Below are 16,823 nucleotides of genomic sequence, written 5' to 3'. Positions count from 1 at the left end.
GCGATGCCATGACTGCGCACAGGTCCTCGGGCCAGCGCATTTGACCCAATTTCGAGTTAGGCGGGCAATTCTCATCCCGCGAGTACCGTGGATCGCACCGACATAACCCGCGAAACCGCCCATGACTGCGGTCTTTCGAATGAAAACACGCAATATCGATTCCGCGCCGGTCGGCGCATTCACACGGCTCCGCACCGTGGCCGCAATCGCCACGGTGGCAGCAGCGCTTGTGCAATGCACCTCTGCGCCGCCCGCGCCCCCTGAGCCGTCGCCCGCGCCGCCGCCCACCCGGCAATCAACGGCTGCGCCGACGAGCACTCCGCCGCCACCTCCGCCCGCCCCACAAACCGTTCACTCCGTCACCGCAGGCGACCTCGGCGCGAGCTGGCGGCCGGGCTGTCCCATTGGGCCGCAGCAGCTGCGGCGGGTCGACGTCGACTACCTCGGCTTCGATGGTCGACCCCACCGTGGCGAGCTGATCGTGCACGAGGAGCTGGTGGCCGACGTCGAAGCGATCTTCACCGACCTGCGTCGACTGGGCTATCCGATCGAGAGGATGCGCACGGTCGACCACTATCCGAATGCCGACGACGAGGCGTCCATGCGGGACAACAACACCTCCGCCTTCAATTGCCGGATCATTCCCGGCACCGGGAGGTGGTCGCAGCATGCCTACGGCCGGGCCATTGATCTCAACCCGCTTCTCAATCCGTATGTCGGGCGCACCGGTGCGTTTCAGCCCGGCAACGCCGGCCCGTATCTTGACCGCAGCCGACATGATCCCGGCCTTCTGCACGACGGTGATCCCGCCGTTCGCGCGTTCACCGATCGTGGGTGGGCGTGGGGTGGCTACTGGCGAACGGTCAAGGACTACCAGCACTTTGAGCGCCCCTGAATTGTCGCCGCGCGAAACTCGAACATTCACATCAGGTGCAGCGCGGGCTCCCGGTCGGGCACCACGAACGTCGCGCCGGTGCGCACCGGAGCATCACGGCGCGAGACGAACGGCATCTCGCGGAAGTCGGCTCGCATCTCGTCGGCGGTCAAACGCGCGCGGACGTAGCCGCGGCGATCGCTGAAGTACCTCAGGTGCGGATTCTCGTCCAGCACCGCCGCGCGGCCCGCATCCGATCCGTCCCCGCCCGAGCTGATCGACGTGGTGACCAACTCCGTCGCGACCACCGGCGACGTCGGATCGTCGAACCTCTCCCGCACCTCGGCAGCCCAGTGCGAATGGACGTCACCGGTCAGCACCAGCGCGTTGCGCACCGGCGAGTCGACCAGCCCGCGAACGATGCGGTCGCGGTTGGCCGCATACCCGTCCCACGCGTCCGGGTTGAAGCCGCGACCCCGACCCGGCGTCAGCTCCACCTGTGAGAAGAACACCTGCTGTCCCAGCACATCCCACCGCGCCCGCGACTGCTGAAACCCGTTGAGCAGCCAGCGTTCCTGCGCTGCGCCCGTCAGCGACCGCGACGGCTCAGTACGCGAGGCGCACGAAGAGATTTCGTCACCACACGGTTGGTCGTCGCGGTACTGCCTAGTGTCGAGCATGTGGAACGTTGCCAGTGATCCCCACTGCACTCGCCGATAAAGCTGCATGTCGATGCCCCGCGGCGCAGCAGTACGGCGCAGCGGCATGTTCTCGTAGTAGGCCTGCAGCGCCGCCGCCCGTCGATCCCGAAACACGCGCGACGGTTTCGCGGCGACCTCGTCGGCCCAGTTGTCGGCGAGCTCGTGATCGTCGAACACCGCCAGCCACGGCGCCGCCGCATGCGCGGCCTGCAAGTCCGGGTCGGTCTTGTACTGCGCGTAACGCTGCCGATAGTTCGCCAGCGTCACCGTTTCCGACCCGACATGCTGACGCACCCCGCCTGCCCGAGCGCCGTACTCGTATTGGTAATCACCAAGGTGCACAACGAGATCCGGATGCTCCTCCGCGAGCCGCCGGTATGCGGTGAACCAGCCCTGCTCGTAGTTGGAGCACGACGCCACACACATCGTCATCGCCGCCAACGACCCGGCCCCCGGCGCAGTGCGGGTACGCCCGGCCGGTGAGACGTAGCCGGCGGTGCGGAACCGATAGAAGTAGTCGCGGCCTGGCCGCAGACCGCTCAACTCAACGTGCACGCTGTGCGCCGACTCCGGAACCGCAACCGTCACACCGCGCTGTTCGACGCGCGTGAACCGCTCGTCGCCGGCCACTTCCCACTCCACGTCGACCGCGCGTGCCGGCATGCCGCCGAGACCGTCGTCGGCCAGAGGGTTTGGCGCCAGCCGCGTCCAGATCACCACCCCATCGGGCGCTGGATCGCCGGATGCCACGCCAAGCGTGAACGGGTCGGCCCCCGGGGTGAGCCGCCCGGATGTGAAACCCGCCACCGGCAGCGCAGCGAGCACCAGCGCGCCCTTGAGCAGCGCACGACGGCTCGAACGCACAGACACGGCCGAGTGTCGAAGGGCCGTCTGTCCCGCCGGTGACGACAGGCCATACGGTGTCCGCCTGCAGCCAGGCCATTACGCAAACAGCCTGTATACGCAGCCTTTCGGCGTGGTGTCGCGCTCGGTTGCCAAACACCCGGACATACGACTCAAGACCGCCACTTCTCGGCGAGCCGCTGACCTTCGCGGGTCCGATCCGCGATGATGCGGAAATGCGAGTTGACGGGCGGGAGATCACCGTTTCTGGCAGCTTGCTGCAACCGCTGACCCGAAGGACCAACGACATCCTGCGCGTGGCGCTCGCGGCGCTGTTCCTGGCGGTCGTGATCACCAGCTCGCTGATCACCAGAAACGAGTGGGTCGCCCTTGAGCGGTCCGTCTCGGAGATCGTCGGGGTGCTCACCCCCACCCAGTCCAATCTGGTGTACCTCGCCTACGGCATCGCGATCGTGGCTTTGCCATTCGTGATCCTGGTCAGCCTGGTCGTCGGCCGGCAATGGAAGCTGCTCGGCGCGTACGCGGCCGCGGGCATCATCGCCCTTCTCGCCCTTTCGATCACCGGCGACGGCATCGCGGCACCCCAATGGCATTTCGACTTGTCGGAACGGGCCGACACGATCCCGTCGCAGTTCGTCGACGACCCGCGGTGGATCGCGATGCTGGCGGCCGTGCTCACCGTGTCCGGGCCATGGCTGCCCGCTCGCTGGCGGCGCTGGTGGTGGGCGCTGCTGCTGGCGTTCGTGCCCATCCACCTGTTCATCAGCGCGATCGTTCCCGCGCGGTCGTTGGTGGGCCTGGCCGTCGGCTGGTTCGTCGGTGCGCTGGTGGTTCTGGTCGTCGGCACCCCCGGCCTCGAAGTGCCGCTCGACGGTGCCGTACGGGCGATGGCCAAACGCGGATTCGTCGTGTCCGCCATGACCGTGCTGCGCCCGGCAGGCGCCGGCCCGCTGGTTCTATCGGCGGCATCGCAGGATTCGAAATCGGTCATGGAGATGTACGGCCCGCATCAGCGCAGCGGCGGTGCGCTGCGTCAGATCTGGCGCAAGCTGCGGCTGCGCGACCGTGAGACCGCGCCCCTGCACGCCTCGATGCGCCGCGCTGTCGAGCATCGTGCGCTGATGGCCATCGCCATCGGTGACATCGGCGTGGCCAACACGTCGATACTGACCGTCGCCGCGCTCGACCGCGGATGGACGCTGTACGCGCACACCCCCGCCAACGGGTCCCCGATCCACGAACGCAAGGAGATGATTCCCGTTGCGCGCGTGTGGGAATCGCTGCACGCCCTGCACGAATGTCAGGTCTGCCACGGCGACCTTCGCCGTCAGATGATCACCGTCGCGGACGGCGTCGTGCTCTTCGGCGGGTTCGACAACGCCGAGTACGGCGCCACCGATGCTCAGCTCCGATCCGACATTGCCCAGCTCCTTGTGACGACCACCGACCTGTACGACGCGAAGTCCGCAGTGGGCGCGGCGATCGATACGTTCGGCAATGCCACTGTGCTGAGCGCGTCGCGCCGACTCACCAAATCCGCTGTGCCGGCACGCATCCGCGGATCGGTGAGCGACCCCGACACTGTCATCTCCGGCGCACGCGACGAAGTCAAACGCCAGACCGGCGCCGAGGAGATTCGAGCCGAGACCATCGCCCGGTTCACCCGCAGCCAGATCATTCAGCTCGTGCTGCTGGGTGCGCTCGTCTACGTCGCATATCCGTTCATCGCCGCAGTGCCGACGTTCCTCACCGAGCTGCGGACCGCCAACTGGTGGTGGGCACTACTGGGTTTGGCGGTCTCGACCCTGACGTATGTGGGGGCGGCAACGGCCTTGTGGGCGTGCGCCGACGGGTTGGTCGGCTTGCGGAGCCTGGCGCTCATGCAGGTGGCCAACAAGTTCGCGGCGACCACCACCCCCGCCGGTGTGGGCGGCCTCGCGCTCAGCGCGCGGTTCCTGCAGAAGGGTGGGCTGAACCCGTTGCGCGCCACCACCGCTGTTGCGCTGCAGCAGTCGGTGCAGGTGATCACTCACCTCTCTCTGCTGATCTTCTTCAGCACCGCGGTGGGCGCATCGGCGGACCTGTCCCGCTTCGTCCCCGACGCCACCGTGTTGTATCTGATCGCCGGCGTAGCACTGGGTTTGGTCGGTGCGTTCCTCTTGGTCCCCAAGCTGCGGCGCTGGCTGGGCACCGCGGTGCGGCCGAAGGTCAAGGAGGTGACGGACGATCTGATCGAACTGGCCCGCGAACCGAAACGGCTGGCGTTGATTGTGCTTGGTTGTGCCGCAACGACTCTCGGCGCCGCCTTCGCCTTGTGGGCCAGCGTCGAGGCCTTCGGCGGGGACACGTCGTTCGTCACCGTAACCGTGGTGACGATGGTCGGCGGCACCCTGGCGTCCGCGGCGCCCACCCCCGGTGGCGTCGGCGCCGTCGAAGCGGCGTTGATCGGTGGCCTTGCGGCGTTTGGCATGCCCGCCGCGATCGCCGTGCCGTCGGTGTTGCTTTATCGCGTGTTGACGTGCTGGCTGCCGGTGTTCGTCGGCTGGCAGGTCATGCGGTGGATGACGAAGAACGAGAAAATCTAGGCTCGACCCCGGTGCGGAGCAAGTCCCACGCGAGACGACGCGCTTCGGCAGCCCTGGTCTGCATGAGCTGCTGTGCGGCGGGGACCGGATTGGGTTCCGGTGCGCGCCCGTCGATTACGGCAACGTGCACATCCTCGGCGACGCGAATCGCCATCAGCGCAGCCTCGTTGATGCGGTCAAGTGCGTCGTGCAGGCGGTCGTCCTCCATGAGCAGATGCGCGTTGTCGAGTTCGAGCGAAAAGTCCTTCACCACTTGGCTGATCTGCTCGAAGATCGGGTTCATCGCCTTCTCGCGTTCGTCGCGTTCCTCGTTGTGCAGGATGCGCGCGCCCTGGTCCCACAGCGTCGCCAACATGCGAGTGTGCGCGCTGACGGCACGCGACACCTCGATCATCGCCTGCTTCTGCAGTTGCCGAACGAGGTGGCCGCGTTCCACCGCGGCGAGTTCCTGTTGGGCCGCCAGCTCGGCGCGGTGTAGTTGTTTCTGGGCTTCGAGCTCGGCATGGTGCATGGACTGCCTCAGAGCCAACTCTCGCGCCGAGCGCTCCTCAGCGGCCCGCAGCTCCTCGCGCAGTCGTTCGTCGGCCGCGGCGGCCTCCTGCGTCGCCGCGCGCTGGATGGTGACGGTCTGCCACATCGCGACCATGACGACCACGAGCACGACGGCGCCGAAGAACCACTCCGCCTTGCTTCCGATCTCGCCGGGACTGAGGACGATGAACCAGACGATGGCCGCACCACCTGCGACAGCACAGGCCAGCCAGCCGACTGCGCGCCAGCCGTCGATTGGGACCCGCCGGCGCGGGCCGCGGGGGTTCAGCGACACCACCGGAGGGTACGGCTTGTACCCATGGCTAGTCTCAACCGGTATTCCTCTTGGAACTGTCCGCTAGAGAATTGAGGGCCCATGGCCGAACACGCGTCACGCGAAGGTGATTCGTCGATCATCGTCAGTCTCTCCGAGGCGGCGATGCACATGTACACGGCCGCCATCGATGCTTTGCCCTTCGTCGAGGACAAGAAGTTCCACAAACGCGCGGATGTCGTTCTGTCGGGCATGCGGAAATTGCGCGCTGCGCTGACGGATGCGGCAAGCACCGGCAGGCCCTCACCCGGGGTGATTGTGGCGCTCAGCAATGTCCGGCGGCGCTACGACGCCCTGATGGAACACGCCGCCACCGCACCAGGGACGAGTTTGGGAATCCAGCTGTACGTGACGCGCGTGCACGCCAAGCTGTCCGCCCATGAGGTTGCCAACGGCGCGGGGCTGACCGCCGATCTCCTTGACCGCCTCGAGGCAGGCGAAGCGCCCAGCGACGAGGAAGCGGCGAGAATCAGGGAGGCAATCGCTGCCCTCGGCGGCGTGCCCGGCACCGAGCACCTTTCGCACCAAGAGCAATTCGAGCCCGTACCCGAAGAGAACGCAGAGCCACACGTCAACGGGTGGGACGAATCTCTTGTGGAGAACGCTGGTTAAGCCGCAGCTGGCTGATCCCGCTCGCGAGTTTGTCCGCCACCTTGTTAGCTCAGCAAGCATTCCCTTTGTGCTTCAACCACACTGGCGCTTGGACGCACCCCGCTACGCTGCGCCAACCCGCCAAACCCCTACTCAAAGCGGACATGGTACGGGGTATTCTCGTGGAATCGTGTCGAGGAAACTGCACGCTGGTCAATTACCCGATTCCTAGCTCCAGGGGACGGCAAAGTGGCAGAAACAACGAGGACAGAGACGAGCGCGCCGCAGGCCCAGTCCAAGTGGCTGTCTAAGTCGGCGGCGCAAACGCGCGGTTCGGACGCCAAAGAAGTCCAGTTCCACTACGACATCTCGAACGACTTCTTCAAGCTGTGGCAGGACCCGACCCAGACATACAGCTGCGCCTACTTCGAGCGCGATGACATGACGCTCGAACAAGCACAGATGGCAAAGGTCGACCTTTCGCTCGGCAAGCTGGGCCTAAAACCCGGGATGACGCTGCTCGACATCGGCTGCGGGTGGGGTTCCACGATCATGCGTGCGGTCGAGAAGTACGACGTCAACGTCATCGGCCTCACGCTGTCGCAGAACCAGAAGCAGCACATCGAGGATTACTGGTTTGCCAACTCCGACAGCAAGCGCCACATGGAAGTTCGGCTGCAGCCGTGGGAAGAGTTCGACGGCCAGGTCGACCGGATCGTGTCGATCGGCGCGTTCGAGCACTTCGGCTTCAACAAGTACGACGACTACTTCAAGAAGACCTTCAACTGGATGCCCGACGACGGGGTGATGCTGCTACACACGATCATCATTCCGAGCGACGAGGAAGTTAAGGCGAAGAAGCTGCCGCTGAAAATGTCGACGGTGCGTTTCATCAAGTTCATCATGGACGAGATCTACCCCGGTGGTCGTCTGCCGCTGGCCGCGCAGGTCACCGAGCACGCCGTCAAGGCCGGCTACACCATCACTCGCGAGCAGCATCTCCAGCCGCACTACGTCCGCACCCTGGACACCTGGGCGGCCAATCTCGAGGCCAAGAAGGCCGAGGCCATCGAGATCACGAATGAGGAGATCTACGAGCGGTTCCTGAAGTACCTGAAGGGCTGCGCCGACCTGTTCCGCGACGGCTACACCGACGTTTGTCAGTTCACATGCGTAAAAGGCGCTGCTTAGCCCGATTAAGTAAAGTGCGTTATAGACATTTTAAGGTGTAACGCACCTTGAAGGAGGACACGGAGATGGCGGACAGCGGGTCGGGGGGCTCGACGGCGATGCGACCGGCGTACGAGGACATTCAGGCCCATTACGACATCTCAAACGAGTTCTTCGGGTTGTTCCAGGATCCGACGCGGACCTACAGCTGCGCGTTCTACGAGCGTGACGACATGACGCTTGAAGAGGCGCAGTACGCCAAGATCGACCTCGCGCTCGGCAAGCTGGATTTGCAACCGGGGATGACACTGCTCGACGTCGGCTGCGGCTGGGGTTCGGTGATGAAACGCGCCGTCGAGCGCTACGACGTCAACGTCATCGGCCTGACCTTGAGCAAGAACCAACGCGCCTACGGCCAGGAGCTTCTGGACGGCATCGACTCGAACCGGTCCCGCCAGGTATTCCTGCGCGGCTGGGAGGAGTACGACAAGCCCGTCGACCGCATCATCAGCATCGAGGCGTTCGAGGCATTCCCGAAAACGCGGTACAAGGCCTTCTTCGAGATGTGTTACGGCGTCATGCCCGGCGATGGCCGGATGGTCCTGCAGACGATCATGGGTCATCCGCTGAAGCGCTGGCCGGAGATGGGCATCCCGATCACGATGACCGACCTGAAGTTCATGCGGTTCATCGCCAAGGAGATTTTCCCTGGCGGATCGGTGCCGTGCGACGAAGACGTCGTCGAATACTCAGGCGGGGCGGGATTCTCGGTCGAGGCGACCGACAAACTGAGCCCGCACTACGTCCGGACCCTCGACACGTGGGCGGAGGCCCTGCAGGCGCACCGCGACGAGGCGATCGCCGTCACGTCGGAGCAGATCTACGACCGCTACATGCGGTACCTGACGGGGTGTTCCGACTTCTTCCAACGCGGCATCTGCGAGGTCGGGCAGTTCACCCTCGTCAAGAGGTAATCAGTACGCGCCGAACACCAATGCGACGTTGTGCCCGCCGAGTCCGAACGAATTGCTGAGCGCGTAGCGGTACTCGCCGCGGCGGGGTCCACCGGCCACGACATCGAGATCGATCTGGGGGTCGAGTTCCTTCAGATTGAGGGTCGGCGGGACGACGCCGTCGCGAAGGGCCTGCACCGTCAGCACCGCCTCCACCGCTCCGGCCGCGCCCAGTGAGTGGCCCAGGGCCGCCTTAGGTGCATAGACCGCGGGTTTGTGATCGCCGAAGGCCCTGCGAATTGCATGGGCCTCGGCCAGGTCACCAAAGTCGGTTCCGGTGGCGTGGGCGTTGATGTGGTCGATGTCGGACGCCGTCAAGCCCGCCAACTCGATGGCGCGGGAGATGGCGTCGCCGGCGCGCTCCCCTTCGGGGTCCGGCTTGACGATGTCGTAGCTGTCAGACGTGATGCCCGCCCCCATCACTCGAGCCAGGATGTCGGCGCCGCGGGCCTTGGCGTGTTGCTCGCTCTCCAGGAGCAGAAGCGCGCCGCCTTCACCGAACACCATGCCGTCGCGATCCTTGTCGAACGGCCGGCAAGCCCCGGCAGGGTCGTCGTTGTTGGTCGACAAGAAACCCTGCTGTATGAAGGCCGCGACGGGCACCGCCTCGATCCCGGTCTCCACGCCGCCACAGATCGCGATGTCGACCTCGCCGAGGGCGATGTGCCGCCAAGCCTCTGCGATGGCCGCGGCGCCGGAGGCGTCGGCCATCACCGGGGAGATGATCCCGCCCTTCGCGCGACGTTCCAACCCGACGGCGGCGGCCGGCGCGTTAGGCATCGACATCTGCACTGCCAGCGGCGACACCGCCTTCAAGCCCTTCACCCGCCACTCGTCGTACTGGCGGAGGAATTCCTCGGTGCTGCCAAGCGCAAGCCCGATCGATACCAGCAGCCGTGTGGTGTCGATCTCGGGCGATCCTCCTTGGGTCCACAGCCGCCGGCCCAGCAACGTGGACATCTGCTGCATGTAGGACAGCCGCCGCTTCTCGACGCGGTTCAGCTGGTCTTCGAAGGTTTCTCGGAGCTGACCTCCGATGTTCACCGGCGAATCGAAATCCACGATGAACGGCTGGTCGAGCACGCGGATGCCGCTTTGGCCCTCCAACAACTGCTGCCAGGTGTCTTCGGCATCAGGCGAAAGAGAAGTCGTTGATGCGACGGCGGTGACGACGACGTCGTCGAATCCCTCCCCGGTGGTCAACACAGCCATCCCCACTGCCCCTCGGAAGTCCTGCTCTCCAGCTGATTATCTTGCGGCCCCGCTAATTCCATTAAAGCGGTTCGGGGGCCGCAGGGTCGACATCTGGGCACAGCTCTTCGCTGGGTGGCTCGAACGTTCGTGCGTAGCCCGCCTCGCGGGGCGGCGATCCGGCGGCGGACTCTGGCGATCAGCGCGGATCGAAACGCGATTAGTCATACGGTGAGCGACATGACAGAACAGTCACCTGCGGTCACGATCGTCCATGCGCCGGAGGCGATCTTCCGTGCCGTCAACCCGCTCGTCCGATTCCTACTACGCACCCCTCTCGCAGGGCCGCTGCGCAAGCACATGATGGTGGTGAGCTTCAACGGACGAAAGACAGGACGGCGATACTCAATTCCCTTGAGCGCCCACCAGGTCGACGACGATCTGTACGCCATCACCAGCGCGCCATGGAAGTTCAACTTCCGCGACGGCGCCACTGCCGAGGTCCTTCACGAGGGCAAGAAGACGACCATGCGCGGCGAGCTCATCCAGGACCGCGCGATCGTGGCCGATGTCTCCCGGCGCTGCGCCGAGTCGTATGGCGTCAAGCGCGCACAAACCATGATGGGGCTGAAATTCCGCGATGGGCGGATCCCTACCGTTGACGAGTTCGCCGAGGCGGTCGATCGCGACCACCTGGCAGCCATCCGGTTGACTCCCCCTGGTTAGCCTCCACCGCGATATCGAAATACCGCCAGCGGCGGCCTTACCCGGCGGATAGGAAACCCTCCCCCTGTAGCAGTGGAATCTGGCGTCCCGGCGATTACGGAACTACGGCCTGATCACGACCATTGATCCCATGACCACAACCGCCTTCACCAAGTTGGTGCCCACCGCTGTCGCAGCGGCGGCGATCGGACTCGGCGCCTTGATGACCGTCGGCGCACCCTCCGCGCATGCGAGCGAAAAGTCCGACTGCGAAAGCAAGGGTGGGACGTTCACGGAGACGCAGGTCACGTGGAACGGCAAGACCGGAACGACCTACCGCTGCTGCGTCAAGGACGCCGCGACGAACACCACCAGCTGCACGAGCACGACGGTGACCAAGAACAGTTGGAATCCCGGAAACGTTCGCCCTGGGGTCATCGACAGCGCTGAAACTTTCGAGCCAGTAGTGCCGAATCAACGCGTACCCCTCGAAGTGTTGAACACCGACGCCCAAATCCAGCCTGCCCCGTAAGGCGTCGTCCCAGAAGCGTTCTGAGCCATCAAAGGAGTCCGACAATGTTTGAGGCTAGGGGTTACACCCCCGAGGACGATGCGATCGATTGGCGCGCCCTGGCGGACCAAATCTTCCCAGAGGACGAACTGCGGCCGACGCCGGCGGTCTGCGTGTTCATCAGGGTCTAGATGTCAATGATGTCTCGGGACATCTGTCAACGATGTCCCGAGACATCACGCGTGGCAGGTGCAGGATTCGAACCTGCGTAGGCGTAAGCCGACGGATTTACAGTCCGCTCCCATTGGCCGCTCGGGCAACCTGCCTGGATGCTGCACCACCCGGAGTGACCCGGTTTGGTGCGACTAGCAGGGTACAACGAGGATGGGCCTAAGACGAAAACGCACCAGACCAACCCAGGAGGGACGGATCCAATGGCGGATTCATCATTCGATGTTGTCAGCAAGGTCGACCGCCAAGAGGTCGACAACGCCCTGAACCAGGCCGCCAAGGAGCTGGCCACCCGATTCGACTTCCGCGGCACCGACACCGGCATCGCCTGGCAGGGCGAGGAGACCATCGTCATCACCAGCTCCACCGAGGAGCGCGCCAAGGCCGCCATCGACGTCTTCAAGGAAAAACTCATCCGCCGCGACATCTCGATGAAGGCCTTCGACGCAGGCGAGCCGCAGGCCAGCGGCAAAACCTACAAGGTCAGCGGCACCATCAAGCAGGGCATCTCCAGCGAGGACGCCAAAAAGATCACCAAGCTGATCCGCGACGAGGGCCCCAAGGGCGTCAAGGCCCAGATTCAGGGCGACGAAGTGCGCGTCAGCTCCAAGAAGCGCGACGACCTACAGGCCATCATCGCCATGCTGAAGAATGCCGACCTCGACGTCGCATTGCAGTTCGTCAACTACCGCTAGGGCCTTTGGGGCAGTGTCATCGTGGCCGACAGACCGCTGAGCAGCAGGTCTAGGCCGCGGTCCAGTTCAGCGGCACCGTCGTAGGAGGCCAGGTCCGACGCCAACGCGCGCACCTGGGGGAACTCGGTGACCGCGAGGCGGTGGAGGCCCAAGCGCAGAACGTCGTCGGTCTCCTCGGGCCGCTCGATGACCTCCTGCAACTCCGTGAGGATGTGGCCGTGCAGATAGCCGAAGACCATCCGGTAGATGTGCAGTGCATCGACCCCGCTGAAGCCGGCAGAGGTGAGCAGCGCCAGCACGTTCTCCAACGGCCGCAGCATCCCAGGCGGCCGCTGGCCCAGCGGTGTGGCCAGCGGCCGAGTCACCAACAGCGGCACCACGTTTGGGTGCTCGAGAGCCAGGCGGCGAAAGTCGTGGGCCACGATACGCAACTGGCTCGCCCAATCCTGATCCGCGATGTCCACCTGCAGTTGGCCAAGGACGATCTCAGCGACCCCGTCGAGCAATGCGGCCTTGTTCGGGATGTGGCGATACAGCACGGTGGGATCCCGGCCGACCTCCTCACTGAGGCGTCGCATCGATAGTCCGTCGATCCCGTGTTGATCGACGATCCTCAGCGCGCACCGCAGGATCACCGATCGGGTGACCGGGGTGTCGCCTCTGGCTACGGGCGCGGTCGGCTTCGTCATCGCGGCAGCACTTCCCCTTTGAATCGGATCGGACCTGTATGTTAACGCCGTCCGTCAACAGCGTTGACAGATGGCCTGAGCAAGCGTCTACTGGACGTGTACCACCAGATGAGAGGCGTTTGATGCTTGTCATCGTCGGACTGATTGTCTTGCTCCTCGTCGGTCTCGTCGCGATTGTCGGCGTTCTGACAAATGCTGGGGCGGGCCACCCGCCGATTGAAAATTTCGTCGTGTTCGGTTATCACCCCACGGGGTCTACCGGCACGCTGTTCCTCTTAGGGATCATGGTCGGCGTGGTGGCATCGCTCGGGTTCGCCGCGTTGATCACCGGCGCGCGGCGCAGCGCCAGCCGAGCCGCCGACACGCGACGCGTCGCCGCCCGCATCCGACGCGAAACGGCATTTATCAACCGGGACCACGACACCCGGTTCGAGCACCAACAACGAGCCGACATCGCCCCAAACGTCACCCCCGCCGAGGGCGTGCCGACCCACCAACTTAAGAGGCCGACATCGCTGCCAACACAATCGTTTTGATCGTTGTCACCGCAATAGCGGCATTGGTGCTTGCCGGCATGATCGCGGGAGTGACGTACAAGACGCGCGCCATGCAAAGTCGCGTCAACCGTGAGACGTCCCGCGATCAGGTGGACGCGTCATGCCTGCGCCGTCAGCAAGCACTCGCCGACGAGTACGCCTTGAGGGCCCACGCTGCCCAAATCGAGATTGACATCAAGACAATTAGGGCTGGACGCTCGCAACAGCAGGCGACTATCCCTCGTGGCGAGGCAACCGCCTCCAGCCAGCAACTGAACAAGCAAAGGACGGCCAAACCAGTTGGATTCAGCACACTCTAAATCCGATTTGTCCATCGCCAGAGGCACTGATCTGCAACAACTTTCACTCGGTGTCTTTGCCCACTCGCGCAAAGCCAACGAGCGCCGCCTGCCGATTCACCCGGCACATCTCGCCAAGATCGACCGCCACATCCGGCAGCGGATCTTCCTCGAGCACGGCTACGGCACCGAATTCGGCGCCACTGACGACGCCTTGGCCGACCTCGTCGGCGGCATCAGGACCCGTGAACAACTCATCGCCGACTGCGACGTCATTCTATTGCCCAAGGTGCAAGCCGAAGATCTCACGGAACTCACTGTGGGACAGGTTGTCTGGGGCTGGCCGCATTGTGTGCAGGACGCGGCCCTGACCCAGGTCGCAATCGATCGGCGGTTGACGCTGATCGCCTTCGAGGCGATGAATCACTGGCAAGCCGACGGTGGGTTCGGGCTACACGTCTTCCACAAGAACAACGAACTCGCGGGCTACTGCTCCGTCCTGCACGCCATGCAACTGGCTGGGATCACGGGCAGCTACGGCCGTCGGTTGCGTGCCGCGGTCATCGGATTCGGTGCAACCGCCCGTGGCGCGGTTACCGCCCTGAACGCCCACGGTGTTGACGACGTGCGGGTGCTGACCAACCGCGATGTCGCCGCCGTCGGTTCGCCGATTCACTCCACTCAGATCATTCAGATGGGAAACACCGATGACCGCGTCTGGGCGGACTCACCGGACGGGGCGGTCCCAGTGGCCAGCTTCCTCGCGGACAACGACCTGGTTGTCAATTGCGTTCTCCAAGACCCCACTGCTCCACTGGTTTTCGTCACGGAGGACGAACTGGCGAGCTTCACTCCGGGAAGCCTGATCGTCGACGTCTCCTGCGACACCGGTATGGGTTTCAGTTGGGCGCACCCCACCTCGTTCAGCCAGCCGGTCGTCGAGGTGGCAAACGGCGTGCAGTACTACGCCGTCGACCACAGCCCGTCCTATCTCTGGAATTCGGCGACGTGGGAGATCAGCGAGGCCTTGTTGCCGCACCTCGATACGGTTCTGTCCGGCGCGGCGGCGTGGGATTCGACACCGACGATTTCGCGAGCCATCGAGATTCGCGATGGCGCCGTTCAGAATCCCAGCATCCTGTCGTTTCAGCGGCGCGAGGATGCGTACCCGCACTCTGTGCGCGCCGAGCAATTTGGCGGCCGTCAGTCGTACGCGTAGCCGGTCGGAATGGGGTCAGCGCAGGACCACCATGCAAAGTGCCAACGACGAATAAGGAGTTTGACCGCCGAAAGGTGCACCGGTCGCTGCGGCCGAATAACTCGCGGCACTAGCCGATCGACACCAGCTCGTCGACAGCATCCGTTGGCAGGTCACCGTCGACGACAGCTGTCACCCACAGTTTGTGCAGCGCGATCTCGCCTTTGTGGTTGTCCAGGAACGCCGTGTCGGCAGCGTCGCGTCCAGTGGCTATGCGCACCAACGTTTGTCGCGGTGCCAGCAGCGTGCCGTCGACCACGCGCCACTGTCCCTCGACGAATGCCTCCGCGACCGCGTGGAAGTCCATCGGATAGAGGCCCGGCGCGTATACCGACACGGCGCGGGCCGGCACGTTGACCGCCCGTAGCAGCGCCACCACGAGGTGCGCGTAGTCGCGGCACACACCGGCGCCCGCGAGCAACGTGTCCACCGCCCCATCAATAGGATCACTAGATCCCGGCACGTAGTTCAGCCGGGTCCCCACCCACGAGGACACCTTCTCCAACAGCGTGGTCGAATCGACGTAGTTGCCGAATTCCGTTGCGGCGAAACCGTAGAACTTGTCGGCTTCCGCGTAGCGGCTTGGGCGCAGGTACATGGACAGGTCATATTCACTCACCGGCGCAGGGTCGGTCCGACCGAGGATGGTCGCGGTGTAGTCGACCTTGAGGTAGCCAACGGGAACATCCATCTTGTGGATCCGGTTGCCGTGGGTACCGCTGATCTCCAATGCCTGGATGGGCTTTCCGTCGAGTACAAACGACAGCGACTCGAACACCTCGGTATTGGGATGCGGCGCGACGGCGATCTGGAATTCCAGCGTCGTGGGTGCGATGATCTCGACCTCGAGCTCTGCGCCAACGTCGCGTTTCATAGCGCCGATGATATGGCTTCAGCGGCCAAGATGACTCGGCGTCCGCGGTGACCCCTCGGCACCGCCTGGCACCGAATCACCTTGTCCGTTGTTTGCCTCCGCTTGCGTCACGGTTCTCTCACATTCAAGTAGGCGATCTCGGGCCATGTTGAGGTGCTTCGACGGCGGATCGAGGTGCGCCGCCGACGGTTGTTCATAGGTTCACGTGCCGACTTCTGGTGCTCAATCTGGCGGATCAGCTCGCCCTTGGCCTCAGACAGTGCGTGCGTGATGTCCTGGTTCTCGGCAACCGCCACCACTTGCGGGAATCCCGGAAGGCTCGTGCGCAATGTCACCCGCTGTTCCTTGCCGCCGCGATCCTGCAGAGAGACTTCCACAGCCACGTCGCGCGGATTCCACCTCCCAAGATGCGGCGCGAGCGTGGACAACGCCGCCACCACGTGCGGACGTTCCTTCGCCGCGAAACCCGCACCCACGTGGATTGTGTTCTCGTCGAATTGAATTCGTTGTTCGTCGTCAGACTTCTTCATCGTGGTCGCTCTCCTTTGGATACGCGTCGTGATTGCGTTGTCGCGCGGTTGCGTGGCCTGAACCCGATTCCGGGAGATGGGACCGGTACGCATCGACTCCGACGGCGGTTTCCGGGCTAGACCTCAAGTAAACGCGCTGGTAGACGTATTGTCAACGCTGTTGACTTACACCGTTGGCAAGCGGCAGCCTATGGCCTCAACGCGTGGAGGAGCGCTGGCAACGGCACCATCGCGACGCCGACAGAGGCGTCCGCGATGCCATATGGGAGCACGAGGGTCTCGGCGTGCACGAGTGCGCCGCATGAGTAGACGACGTTGGGCACATAGCCATCCCGCTCGTCGGTGGCCGGACTGAGCAGCGGTTGCCGTAGCCGACCGAGAACCCGCGTCGGGTCATCGAGATCGAGCAGGATCGCCCCGATGCGGTAGGTGCGCATCGGACCGACCCCGTGGGTGAGCACCAGCCATCCGGCGTCAGTTTCGATGGGCGGCCCGCAGTTGCCGAGTTGTAACGCCTCCCAGGCTTCGGTCGGTTCCTGGCAGGGATGCGCGCTCGGCCATACCGCCAGGTGATCCGAGAAGGCGATCGTGTTGGATTCGCGGTCGGATCGCGACATGGCCGCAAAACGACCGTGAACGCG

18 protein-coding genes, 1 tRNA gene and 1 pseudogene are annotated in these 16,823 nt (G+C 64.4%); 12 read left to right on the top strand and 8 right to left on the bottom strand.

The annotated features are described in order from the left end of the window. Positions 1 to 139 precede the first annotated feature (139 nt). The gene (locus tag VFH65_RS09360; RefSeq protein WP_353320895.1) at positions 140 to 895 is read left to right on the top strand and encodes a M15 family metallopeptidase; all 756 of its coding nucleotides are present in this window, start codon (positions 140 to 142) and stop codon (positions 893 to 895) included. A 26-nt stretch (positions 896 to 921) separates the two neighbouring features. On the opposite strand, the gene VFH65_RS09355 is transcribed toward VFH65_RS09360, so the two are convergent. Then, entirely contained in the window at positions 922 to 2,445 is a 1,524-nt protein-coding gene (locus VFH65_RS09355; RefSeq protein WP_353320893.1) for an alkaline phosphatase D family protein, read from the bottom strand. A 209-nt stretch (positions 2,446 to 2,654) separates the two neighbouring features. On the opposite strand from VFH65_RS09355, the gene VFH65_RS09350 reads away from it, so the two are divergent. Next, positions 2,655 to 5,024 (top strand): lysylphosphatidylglycerol synthase transmembrane domain-containing protein, encoded by a 2,370-nt coding sequence (locus tag VFH65_RS09350; protein ID WP_353320892.1) that lies wholly within the window; start codon positions 2,655 to 2,657, stop codon positions 5,022 to 5,024. Here the strand turns inward: VFH65_RS09350 and VFH65_RS09345 are convergent. Continuing rightward, on the bottom strand, positions 4,990 to 5,850 hold the full coding sequence (locus VFH65_RS09345) for a hypothetical protein (protein ID WP_353320891.1): 861 nt from the start codon (positions 5,848 to 5,850) through the stop codon (positions 4,990 to 4,992). The two genes, VFH65_RS09350 and VFH65_RS09345, sit on opposite strands and share 35 nt — an antisense overlap. Before the next feature lie 81 nt (positions 5,851 to 5,931). Between VFH65_RS09345 and VFH65_RS09340 the strand changes: the two genes are divergently transcribed. The 3 genes from VFH65_RS09340 (at position 5,932) to VFH65_RS09330 (ending at position 8,624) form a co-directional block, all read left to right on the top strand. Further along, complete coding sequence (locus VFH65_RS09340; RefSeq protein WP_353320890.1) at positions 5,932 to 6,501, top strand: XRE family transcriptional regulator; 570 nt, start codon at positions 5,932 to 5,934, stop codon at positions 6,499 to 6,501. A gap of 228 nt (positions 6,502 to 6,729) precedes the next feature. Beyond that, a complete protein-coding gene (locus tag VFH65_RS09335) occupies positions 6,730 to 7,671 on the top strand; it encodes a cyclopropane mycolic acid synthase family methyltransferase (protein ID WP_353320889.1) in 942 nt (313 codons plus the stop codon). Positions 7,672 to 7,736: 65 nt separating this feature from the next. After that, complete coding sequence (locus tag VFH65_RS09330; protein WP_353320898.1) at positions 7,737 to 8,624, top strand: cyclopropane mycolic acid synthase family methyltransferase; 888 nt, start codon at positions 7,737 to 7,739, stop codon at positions 8,622 to 8,624. Here the strand turns inward: VFH65_RS09330 and VFH65_RS09325 are convergent, their stop codons facing one another. Next, positions 8,625 to 9,875, bottom strand: coding sequence for a KasA/KasB family beta-ketoacyl-ACP synthase (locus VFH65_RS09325; protein WP_353320887.1), 1,251 nt, complete (start codon positions 9,873 to 9,875; stop codon positions 8,625 to 8,627). It lies immediately after the preceding gene. A 219-nt stretch (positions 9,876 to 10,094) separates the two neighbouring features. Between VFH65_RS09325 and VFH65_RS09320 the strand changes: the two genes are divergently transcribed. From VFH65_RS09320 to VFH65_RS09310, 3 genes are all read left to right on the top strand, one after another. Further along, positions 10,095 to 10,580 carry a hypothetical protein gene (locus VFH65_RS09320; RefSeq protein ID WP_353320885.1) on the top strand — a complete coding sequence of 162 codons (486 nt, stop codon included), beginning with the start codon at positions 10,095 to 10,097 and terminating at the stop codon, positions 10,578 to 10,580. Positions 10,581 to 10,710: 130 nt separating this feature from the next. Further along, positions 10,711 to 11,091 (top strand): hypothetical protein, encoded by a 381-nt coding sequence (locus tag VFH65_RS09315; protein WP_353320883.1) that lies wholly within the window; start codon positions 10,711 to 10,713, stop codon positions 11,089 to 11,091. A 44-nt stretch (positions 11,092 to 11,135) separates the two neighbouring features. Continuing rightward, positions 11,136 to 11,261 carry a hypothetical protein gene (locus VFH65_RS09310; protein ID WP_353320882.1) on the top strand — a complete coding sequence of 42 codons (126 nt, stop codon included), beginning with the start codon at positions 11,136 to 11,138 and terminating at the stop codon, positions 11,259 to 11,261. 52 nt (positions 11,262 to 11,313) lie between these two features. On the opposite strand, the gene VFH65_RS09305 is transcribed toward VFH65_RS09310, so the two are convergent. Further along, positions 11,314 to 11,396 (bottom strand) — tRNA-Tyr (locus VFH65_RS09305). A 108-nt stretch (positions 11,397 to 11,504) separates the two neighbouring features. Here VFH65_RS09305 and VFH65_RS09300 point away from each other — a divergent pair. Further along, a complete protein-coding gene (locus VFH65_RS09300) occupies positions 11,505 to 11,996 on the top strand; it encodes a YajQ family cyclic di-GMP-binding protein (protein WP_353320880.1) in 492 nt (163 codons plus the stop codon). Here VFH65_RS09300 and VFH65_RS09295 read toward each other — a convergent pair. After that, a complete protein-coding gene (locus tag VFH65_RS09295; RefSeq protein WP_353320879.1) occupies positions 11,993 to 12,685 on the bottom strand; it encodes a TetR/AcrR family transcriptional regulator in 693 nt (230 codons plus the stop codon). The genes VFH65_RS09300 and VFH65_RS09295 overlap by 4 nt on opposite strands. A 122-nt stretch (positions 12,686 to 12,807) precedes the next feature. Here VFH65_RS09295 and VFH65_RS09290 point away from each other — a divergent pair, with 122 nt between their 5' ends. From VFH65_RS09290 to VFH65_RS09280, 3 genes are read left to right on the top strand one after another with little or no spacing between them, the layout of a single operon-like run. Next, complete coding sequence (locus VFH65_RS09290) at positions 12,808 to 13,221, top strand: hypothetical protein (protein ID WP_353320877.1); 414 nt, start codon at positions 12,808 to 12,810, stop codon at positions 13,219 to 13,221. After that, positions 13,218 to 13,541 (top strand): hypothetical protein, encoded by a 324-nt coding sequence (locus VFH65_RS09285; protein ID WP_353320875.1) that lies wholly within the window; start codon positions 13,218 to 13,220, stop codon positions 13,539 to 13,541. The genes VFH65_RS09290 and VFH65_RS09285 overlap by 4 nt, the downstream gene beginning before the upstream one ends. 13 nt (positions 13,542 to 13,554) lie before the next feature. After that, positions 13,555 to 14,739, top strand: coding sequence for a N(5)-(carboxyethyl)ornithine synthase (locus VFH65_RS09280; protein ID WP_353320896.1), 1,185 nt, complete (start codon positions 13,555 to 13,557; stop codon positions 14,737 to 14,739). 109 nt (positions 14,740 to 14,848) lie between these two features. Here VFH65_RS09280 and VFH65_RS09275 read toward each other — a convergent pair whose 3' ends face one another. The 3 genes and pseudogenes from VFH65_RS09275 to VFH65_RS09265 all read right to left on the bottom strand — a co-directional run. Next, positions 14,849 to 15,652: a transglutaminase-like domain-containing protein gene (locus VFH65_RS09275; RefSeq protein ID WP_353320873.1), complete on the bottom strand. Its 804-nt coding sequence runs from the start codon at positions 15,650 to 15,652 to the stop codon at positions 14,849 to 14,851. A gap of 107 nt (positions 15,653 to 15,759) precedes the next feature. After that, positions 15,760 to 16,182, bottom strand: coding sequence for a hypothetical protein (locus VFH65_RS09270; protein WP_353320871.1), 423 nt, complete (start codon positions 16,180 to 16,182; stop codon positions 15,760 to 15,762). A 188-nt stretch (positions 16,183 to 16,370) separates the two neighbouring features. Continuing rightward, positions 16,371 to 16,823: pseudogene (locus VFH65_RS09265) on the bottom strand (glycosidase); the annotation flags it as partial.

The sequence above is a fragment of the Mycobacterium sp. genome, from assembly GCF_035697385.1.
Taxonomy (GTDB): domain Bacteria; phylum Actinomycetota; class Actinomycetes; order Mycobacteriales; family Mycobacteriaceae; genus Mycobacterium.
This window is presented reverse-complemented; position numbering and strand designations above follow the sequence as displayed.

Excerpts from the sequence above, each read along its gene's own strand:
- VFH65_RS09360 (WP_353320895.1), top strand. The coding sequence starts at position 140 with ATGAAAACACGCAATATCGATTCCGCGCCGGTCGGCGCATTCACACGG.
- VFH65_RS09350 (WP_353320892.1), top strand. The coding sequence starts at position 2,655 with ATGCGAGTTGACGGGCGGGAGATCACCGTTTCTGGCAGCTTGCTGCAA.
- VFH65_RS09340 (WP_353320890.1), top strand. The coding sequence starts at position 5,932 with ATGGCCGAACACGCGTCACGCGAAGGTGATTCGTCGATCATCGTCAGT.
- VFH65_RS09330 (WP_353320898.1), top strand. The coding sequence starts at position 7,737 with ATGGCGGACAGCGGGTCGGGGGGCTCGACGGCGATGCGACCGGCGTAC.
- VFH65_RS09325 (WP_353320887.1), bottom strand. The coding sequence starts at position 9,875 with ATGGCTGTGTTGACCACCGGGGAGGGATTCGACGACGTCGTCGTCACC.
- VFH65_RS09320 (WP_353320885.1), top strand. The coding sequence starts at position 10,095 with ATGACAGAACAGTCACCTGCGGTCACGATCGTCCATGCGCCGGAGGCG.
- VFH65_RS09315 (WP_353320883.1), top strand. The coding sequence starts at position 10,711 with ATGACCACAACCGCCTTCACCAAGTTGGTGCCCACCGCTGTCGCAGCG.
- VFH65_RS09310 (WP_353320882.1), top strand. The coding sequence starts at position 11,136 with ATGTTTGAGGCTAGGGGTTACACCCCCGAGGACGATGCGATCGATTGG.
- VFH65_RS09300 (WP_353320880.1), top strand. The coding sequence starts at position 11,505 with ATGGCGGATTCATCATTCGATGTTGTCAGCAAGGTCGACCGCCAAGAG.
- VFH65_RS09295 (WP_353320879.1), bottom strand. The coding sequence starts at position 12,685 with ATGACGAAGCCGACCGCGCCCGTAGCCAGAGGCGACACCCCGGTCACC.
- VFH65_RS09290 (WP_353320877.1), top strand. The coding sequence starts at position 12,808 with ATGCTTGTCATCGTCGGACTGATTGTCTTGCTCCTCGTCGGTCTCGTC.
- VFH65_RS09275 (WP_353320873.1), bottom strand. The coding sequence starts at position 15,652 with ATGAAACGCGACGTTGGCGCAGAGCTCGAGGTCGAGATCATCGCACCC.
- VFH65_RS09270 (WP_353320871.1), bottom strand. The coding sequence starts at position 16,182 with ATGAAGAAGTCTGACGACGAACAACGAATTCAATTCGACGAGAACACA.